The organism is Candidatus Nanopelagicales bacterium, from assembly GCA_018003655.1.
In the GTDB taxonomy this organism is placed as follows: Bacteria; Actinomycetota; Actinomycetes; order S36-B12; family UBA10799; genus JAGNDY01.
Map to the genome: position 1 here is coordinate 1 of JAGNDY010000096.1, position 6,318 is coordinate 6,318.

Below are 6,318 nucleotides of genomic sequence, written 5' to 3' on the forward strand. Positions count from 1 at the left end.
GGCGCAGGTGCAGCGGGTGCGGGAAGCGTGCGAGCCGTTTGGCCCGATGGGGAGCATTGCCGTGTGGCGCATCCTTCGCGCCCTGGACGGTGACAACGATGCGTGAGCACATGTCCTGCAACGACCTCGCCGTATCCGAAGGCGGGTGTGCGGGGGAAAACTGTCGCCTTCCGGTGTGCGTTGTGTGCGGGCGTGACTGGCCGTGCCCGGTACAGCGGGTGCTGGACTTGTTAGTGCACCAGATCGTCGGTGACGACGGTCATGTGCGGGACATGCTCCTGCGCGCGGATGTCCTGCGCGCCTTGGACGGTGCCGAATGAAACGACGACCACACTGGGACGACGACCTGATCACCGCCGTATGTGCGACCGGTGACGACGGCGAAGTTGATTACTGGATGACCAGCGACCAGGTGTACCGCATCATCGCCGCCGTTGAGGACTGGCACGAGAAGTTCGTGATGCACGGGGCCTTCCGCGTCTTGGCCGAACGCGCTGCAAGTGCCGAGGCTGATCGTGACAGGCTCGCCAACCAACTGCTCAACGAAGTTCCCGACTCATACATCCAGATGAAGGCGCGAGCGCTCACCGCCGAGGCCACCATCCAGCGGGTGCGGGAGTTGCACTACAACACCGCGACACACCACCCCAGCGGGTGCTGCTCCGAGTGCGGAGGCACCTATCCATGCCCCACAGTCCGCGCCTTCGACGGGGGTGCCGAATGACGCTACTGCTTCACCCACCTGTAGATGGTGCTGCGCTCGACGCCAGCGGCGCGGGCGAGGTCGGCGACTGGCACGCCCTGGTGGTACGCCTTGCGGATCGAGGCGTGCAGTCGCGCGTCGGCGGCGGCGAGTGCGCGGCGGCGGTTCTCGGCGTAGCCCTTGACGCTGGCGAGGTGGTCGATGCGATCCATGTGTCTCCCATTCCGGATGTATCACCATCATACACAACGTGTAGCACGATGCAACACGGGATCCAGCAGTTGCAGATCGCGGTGTTCGGGCTGTGCGCATTCATGTTGGGCTACCTGTGGGGGTCGTTCCGATGAGTGACCGATGCACTAGAAGCAACGCTAATGCAGCGTGGACCTGTGTGCTGCCAGAAGGCCATGAAGGCGATCACATCTACACTCTGTGGTCTGAGATAGCCATTCACGCAGAGGCCGCGATCCAGCGGGTGCGGGAGTTCCTGGCCGACAAGGACGAGGGTCTTACCGATGATGCGCGCGCGCAAGGCCACTTCATTCTGGTGGACACCGACAGCGTCCGCCGCGCCCTGGACGGTGACTCGTGACGAGCGAATGGATGGGGCTGCACAACCCCGAACGGCACGAAGCCGACGCCAGCGACCCTAGGGTCAAGTGGTGCCCGTGCTTCACGGCCATGACCGGGCACGTGTGCAACTGCCAGTGGGAGTGGCCCTGCCGCACCTACGTCTACGCAGGCGGTGGGGCATGAGCCGCGACATCTGCTCTGTCTGTGGGCTGGCCGTCTCACACAATCCGCAGGGCGGACCCTGCTTGGCCTGCTACCGGGCCGGGTGCTCGCAGATGGTCGAGGCCGCGCCATACCGCACAACGATCGCCCGGCTGCTGCGCCACATGAGCGCCACCGACCTGGCCGAGATGCTGGGTTGCTCGCGGCAGGCCGTCAAGAACCTGCAGTACGGCCGGGTGACACGCATCCGGCCGTCACTGGCCGCAGCGATCGACGCAGTGGCAAGTCAGCCGCCATCGTGCGCGGTCTGCGACGACGTCGACACCGCACTGATCACCACCCGCGACCCGCAGGTCATCTCCAAGCGACTCAACACCACCACCGTGGCGCTGTCCCGGCACATGTACCGCTGCGGCCGGCCCGACCTCGGGCGGCTGTTCGCCAGACCATCCACCTTCACCCGCTATCACGAGAGGACAAGCGCATGACAACACTCAAGGCGCCATTCATACGACGGAACTACGGCCGCGGGCACGGCTACAAGGACGCCAACGGCGTCAAGGTGCCCGGCGTGACCACGATTCTCAGCAAAGGGCTGCCCAAGCCCGCGCTGGTCAACTGGGCCGCACGCACCGCCGCAGAGTACGCCGTCGACAACTGGGACGAACTGTCCACGGCGCCAATCAGTGAGCGCCTCGAGCAGATCCGCAACGCACCGAACGCCAGCAAGAACGCGGCAGCGCTGCGGGGCACAAAGTTGCACGACGCCGCCCAGCAGCTGCAGGAGCAGGGCGTGGTCGACGTCGACCCCGAGCAGTTGCCCCTGGTCGAGTCGTACCTGAAGTTCTGCCAGGACTGGGATCTGCGGGCTGAGCATGTCGAGTCCGCGGTGTACAACGTGACCCACGGCTACGCAGGCACCCTCGACCTGATCGCCACCCTGTGCGACGGCCGCCGCTGGCTGCTCGACCTCAAGACCTCTAAGGGCGTGTACGGGGACATGGCACTACAGCAGGCCGCCTATCGGTTCGCCGAGTTCCTGAGCGATGACGACACCGGACACATCCGCATGCCGCAGGTCGACGCAGTCGGGATCGTGCATGTGCGCGCTGACGGCGCCGACCTCGTGCCGCTGACCGCCGGCAAAGAGGAGTTCCGCGCCTTCCTATACGTCGCCCAGGTCGCCGCCACTGCTGAGCGCCTTCAAGAACTAGTCCACGCACCCATCACACCGGAAAAGATCGAGGTAAGCGCATGACCGAAATCGAACGCTACGGCGAAGCCCTGCAGGGCCAACTGGTCTCGTCTGAGCCCGACGTAGATTCCTGGGTGCACGTCCTGGCCCCGGTCGGCGATCTCGCGGCCAAGATCGCCGGCACCGACTTCGTGCCCAAAGACTTCCGTGGCAAGCCCGCGGCCGTGGCCGGCGCCATCTTGTTTGGTCGCGAACTGGGACTACCGCCCATGACCACCCTGAAGAACACCTATGTCGTGCACGGCACTCCGGACCTGTCCGCGGAGGCCCAGCGCGCACTAGTGCTGGCTGCCGGCCACGAGATCGAGTTCGAGGAGGTCACCGCCACCCGCTGCAAGATGCGTGGCCGCCGCGCAGGATCCGAGGTCTGGACCCAGGCCCAGTACACGATGGACGAGGCCAAGCAGTCCGGCGACTTCACCAAGAACGGCAACTACAAGACCCGCCCCCAGGAGATGCTGATCGCCCGCTGCACGTCGCGGCTGTGCTCGATGATCTTCCCGGATGTGACCGGCGGCTTCTCCTCGGCGGTCAACGTCCCGCTCGTACAGGGCGACGACGAGTCCACGGCCGCGGCCGAGCCCGCCACCGTGACGGTGCGCCAGGAGCCCAAGAAGGCCCCAGCGCGGCGCAAAGCGAAGGCCGAACCGAAGCCCGAACCGGTGGCCCAGCCCGAACCCCCGCAGGAGTCCAGCGCGCCACCACTGCCCGGCGAGACCGGCTACGAGGAGCTCGGCGACGACAAGGCGATCGAAGCGCCCGAGGAGGACGACACCAAGCCCACGAGGAAGATGCTCACCGCGCTGCACGCCGCCCTGAACTCCGCAGGGCTCAGCGACCGTGCCGACAAGCTGCGGTTCTGCAGCGACGTGGTGGGCCGTGAGGTCACCAGCAGTACGGACCTCACCCGCACCGAGGTGGGCGACTGCCTGGACACGCTCAGCGCGGCGCCGGCAGAAGACGAGATCGTCGACGGCGAACTCGTGGATGAACTGCCCGCAGACGAGCCCGAAACGGTCGAGAATGAGCCGCTGACAGCCGCCCAATCGGGCCGGATCACCGCCGCCGCGGAGGCCCTGAAACTGGGCCGGGCGGACCTCCAGGCGATCTGCTCGGAGGTCACCGGACGGCCGATCAAGGCCCGCCGGGATCTGAGCGCCGATGAGGCCGGACTTGTGCTCGCGCAGCTAGAGGTGCTGACCGATGCCAACGGCTGACCTCCAGCCGGGCCGGTGGCGTTGCACCCTGTGCGACGTCCCGGTCTGGCACGCCGGCACCCTGCAGGACTTCATGGCGCACTACTACGCGCACCACTACGGCAAGGAGGACTGACCGATGGGAGTCAGCAAGTCGCTACGGTTCGAACGGCAGAACAACGGTGGCGCGTGATGGGCAAACTGTGGGTGCGACTGGACACCAACATTCACCAGCACGACAAGATACTCCATCTGTTGTCACTCAAGGACGGCCACCGCGCGGCCGCCATGTACATGTTCTCCCTGTCGTGGAGTGGCTTGGCAGAGAGTGACGGACACATCCCAGATGTGGCATTACCAATGATTCACGGCACGGCGAAACACGCGCAGATGTTGTGCCAAGTTGGTCTGTGGGAACGCAACGGGCGAGGTTTCGTCATCCAAAACTGGGCCGAACGGCAGGAGTTGGCGGCCGTTTCTGACGCGAAACACAAGGCGAAACAGGCCGCTGGACGCAAGTCGGCGTGTCGTCGGGCGGGGCATCCTGACGACTGCGAGTGCTGGAAAGACCCCGGTTCCGACCACGAATCGGGCATCCCATGGAAGTAGTCGCGTCAACAGGTGTTGAGCACCTGTTCCCAACACCTGTTCCCAACACCTGTTCCGAGGTTCTGTTCGAACACATACATACATACGCAGCAGTTGCCAGCACCTGCTGCACAGACGAACTAACAACCCCACGGCAAGGCCCATCTATCAGTAACGGTGAGTGTGCAAAAACGGAGCAAAAATCGGAGGAATTGGCGTGAGTTATCTCGACGAACTGCCGCGCTGCCCCACATGCAAGCGCATCCTGCGCACCCGCAACGACCGCGGATGGTGCGTCGACTGCCACCACTACGTCGACCTGGAGGGCCAATGAGTGACGCCACCTGCGCCATCTGCGCCACCGGACTGCCCGACCCGGTGATCTGCACCAGTTGCACCGCCAAGATCCGCCGCGACCTCGACACCGTCGGACGACTACGCGCACAACTCGACCCCACCCCGGGGCGCACCGGATCCGCGGGCAGGGCCAGCGGCAAACCCGGCTCCCGTCCGCCGGCAAACCTGACGATCATCGCCATGGCCGACATCCGAAGCCGCTTCCGGCTGACCGATGACGGTGAAGCCGACCCCGACAACGTCACAAACGTCGATGCAGATCTGCTCACCGAGGCCCGGCTGGTCATCGAAGCGCGCCGGCTCAACCCGCCCATGCGTGACGTGTCCGACTCGCTGCGCATCCTGAACATCCACCTCGACTGGATCTGCAGCAGCGACCGGGTCGACGAGTTCGCCGCGGTGCTGGCCGGCTGCGCCCAGGCGTTGCGCAGCGTGCTGCGCGACTGGCCCGAAACCTCAGTTGGTCGATGCACCGCAGCCCACCCCGAGCGTGACGCCTGCGGCGGGCCGCTGCGCCTGGCCTACGACGGGCAGCTGCCCGAGGACCCCGGCGTCGCCGTCGCCCCCACGCACATCGTCTGCTCGTGGTGCACCGACGTGTGGCCCATCGACGTGTCCACACTGCTCGGCCTGCTGCGGGTGGCCAGGCCCAAAGCCTTTCCCGTCTCGCGGGCCTGGGCCTGCCAGGTCACCGGATGCAACCCGGACACGTTGCGGCAGTGGATCAGGCGCGGGCATGTCACCACCTACGCGGACGAACAGGTGAACCTGATCGACGTGCTGATCAGGGTCAGCGACACGCCGGGGGCCGGTAGAATGACATCCATGTGATTCATGTGCTACTGTCACGTTCAACGCCTGATACCTATGCCCACCGGGCAAAGTGACCAAGCGCTCACCCGAAGCCCCGCATGTCTCCGTCCCCCGTCGGTGTTGCGGGGCTTCGGTGTGTCCAACGGCAGGAGGTGTCGCCGTGATCAGTGTCCGTATCGCGTACGACAATCTTGTCGTCGACCTCGACTCCGACTCCGAGCAGTACAGCCCGGACCTCGTCGACGACATGACCACACGCTGCGCCACCGCCCTGCTCGCCACACTGCGTGCCATGTGGGACATGCCCAAGGCGGGAGCGCAGTAGTCATGGCATGGGGCGGCAACCACGCGCTACGCAAGCGCCGCCAGGTGCTCGAGGTCTACGGCAACATCTGCTGGCTGTGCAAGCAGCCGATCCCCGGTCTGCCCAGTGCCGACCACGTACTGCCCCGCAGCAAGGGCGGCACCGACGACATCGAGAACCTGCGGCCGGCGCACCTGCGCTGCAACATCAGCCGCGGTAACCGCGTGCCGAAGATGAAGGCGCAGTTGAAGACGTCGACCGACTGGTGAGTGATGTGCCCGGCGGAGTTCTGCGTTCACCGCTGTGAGCTGAGGCGCGGGACACGACGAGCCGCATCGTTGCGAGTGCGGCACGCGCTGGTGACCCC

General features: G+C 65.6%; 11 protein-coding genes. 10 read left to right on the forward strand and 1 reads right to left on the reverse strand.

The features are described 5' to 3' along the window. The first annotated feature begins 98 nt into the window (after positions 1-98). Together KAZ48_10105 and KAZ48_10110 are read left to right on the forward strand one after the other, a co-directional pair. Entirely contained in the window at positions 99-320 is a 222-nt protein-coding gene (locus tag KAZ48_10105) for a hypothetical protein (protein MBP7973142.1), read from the forward strand. Then, positions 317-724, forward strand: coding sequence for a hypothetical protein (locus KAZ48_10110; GenBank protein ID MBP7973143.1), 408 nt, complete (start codon positions 317-319; stop codon positions 722-724). The genes KAZ48_10105 and KAZ48_10110 overlap by 4 nt, the downstream gene beginning before the upstream one ends. Before the next feature lie 2 nt (positions 725-726). Here KAZ48_10110 and KAZ48_10115 read toward each other — a convergent pair whose 3' ends face one another. Further along, positions 727-915: a helix-turn-helix domain-containing protein gene (locus tag KAZ48_10115; protein MBP7973144.1), complete on the reverse strand. Its 189-nt coding sequence runs from the start codon at positions 913-915 to the stop codon at positions 727-729. A gap of 179 nt (positions 916-1,094) precedes the next feature. Here KAZ48_10115 and KAZ48_10120 point away from each other — a divergent pair, with 179 nt between their 5' ends. The 8 genes from KAZ48_10120 to KAZ48_10155 all read left to right on the forward strand — a co-directional run bounded on the left by KAZ48_10120 (position 1,095) and on the right by KAZ48_10155 (position 6,220). After that, on the forward strand, positions 1,095-1,295 hold the full coding sequence (locus KAZ48_10120; protein MBP7973145.1) for a hypothetical protein: 201 nt from the start codon (positions 1,095-1,097) through the stop codon (positions 1,293-1,295). A 256-nt stretch (positions 1,296-1,551) separates the two neighbouring features. Continuing rightward, positions 1,552-1,926, forward strand: a complete 375-nt coding sequence (locus KAZ48_10125; GenBank protein MBP7973146.1) for a helix-turn-helix transcriptional regulator — start codon at positions 1,552-1,554, stop codon at positions 1,924-1,926. Next, complete coding sequence (locus KAZ48_10130; GenBank protein ID MBP7973147.1) at positions 1,923-2,696, forward strand: hypothetical protein; 774 nt, start codon at positions 1,923-1,925, stop codon at positions 2,694-2,696. Before KAZ48_10125 ends, KAZ48_10130 begins: the two co-directional genes overlap by 4 nt. Beyond that, a complete protein-coding gene (locus tag KAZ48_10135) occupies positions 2,693-3,910 on the forward strand; it encodes a hypothetical protein (GenBank protein ID MBP7973148.1) in 1,218 nt (405 codons plus the stop codon). The genes KAZ48_10130 and KAZ48_10135 overlap by 4 nt, the downstream gene beginning before the upstream one ends. A gap of 171 nt (positions 3,911-4,081) precedes the next feature. Beyond that, the gene (locus tag KAZ48_10140) at positions 4,082-4,498 is read left to right on the forward strand and encodes a hypothetical protein (GenBank protein ID MBP7973149.1); all 417 of its coding nucleotides are present in this window, start codon (positions 4,082-4,084) and stop codon (positions 4,496-4,498) included. 309 nt (positions 4,499-4,807) lie between these two features. Next, positions 4,808-5,665, forward strand: a complete 858-nt coding sequence (locus KAZ48_10145; GenBank protein ID MBP7973150.1) for a hypothetical protein — start codon at positions 4,808-4,810, stop codon at positions 5,663-5,665. A gap of 142 nt (positions 5,666-5,807) precedes the next feature. Further along, positions 5,808-5,972, forward strand: coding sequence for a hypothetical protein (locus tag KAZ48_10150; protein ID MBP7973151.1), 165 nt, complete (start codon positions 5,808-5,810; stop codon positions 5,970-5,972). A 2-nt stretch (positions 5,973-5,974) separates the two neighbouring features. Then, positions 5,975-6,220: an HNH endonuclease gene (locus KAZ48_10155; protein ID MBP7973152.1), complete on the forward strand. Its 246-nt coding sequence runs from the start codon at positions 5,975-5,977 to the stop codon at positions 6,218-6,220. Positions 6,221-6,318 lie beyond the last annotated feature (98 nt).

Coding starts and splice junctions, on each gene's coding strand:
- KAZ48_10105 (MBP7973142.1), top strand. CDS start 99: ATGCGTGAGCACATGTCCTGCAACGACCTCGCCGTATCCGAAGGCGGG.
- KAZ48_10110 (MBP7973143.1), top strand. CDS start 317: ATGAAACGACGACCACACTGGGACGACGACCTGATCACCGCCGTATGT.
- KAZ48_10115 (MBP7973144.1), bottom strand. CDS start 915: ATGGATCGCATCGACCACCTCGCCAGCGTCAAGGGCTACGCCGAGAAC.
- KAZ48_10125 (MBP7973146.1), top strand. CDS start 1,552: ATGGTCGAGGCCGCGCCATACCGCACAACGATCGCCCGGCTGCTGCGC.
- KAZ48_10130 (MBP7973147.1), top strand. CDS start 1,923: ATGACAACACTCAAGGCGCCATTCATACGACGGAACTACGGCCGCGGG.
- KAZ48_10135 (MBP7973148.1), top strand. CDS start 2,693: ATGACCGAAATCGAACGCTACGGCGAAGCCCTGCAGGGCCAACTGGTC.
- KAZ48_10140 (MBP7973149.1), top strand. CDS start 4,082: ATGGGCAAACTGTGGGTGCGACTGGACACCAACATTCACCAGCACGAC.
- KAZ48_10145 (MBP7973150.1), top strand. CDS start 4,808: ATGAGTGACGCCACCTGCGCCATCTGCGCCACCGGACTGCCCGACCCG.
- KAZ48_10155 (MBP7973152.1), top strand. CDS start 5,975: ATGGCATGGGGCGGCAACCACGCGCTACGCAAGCGCCGCCAGGTGCTC.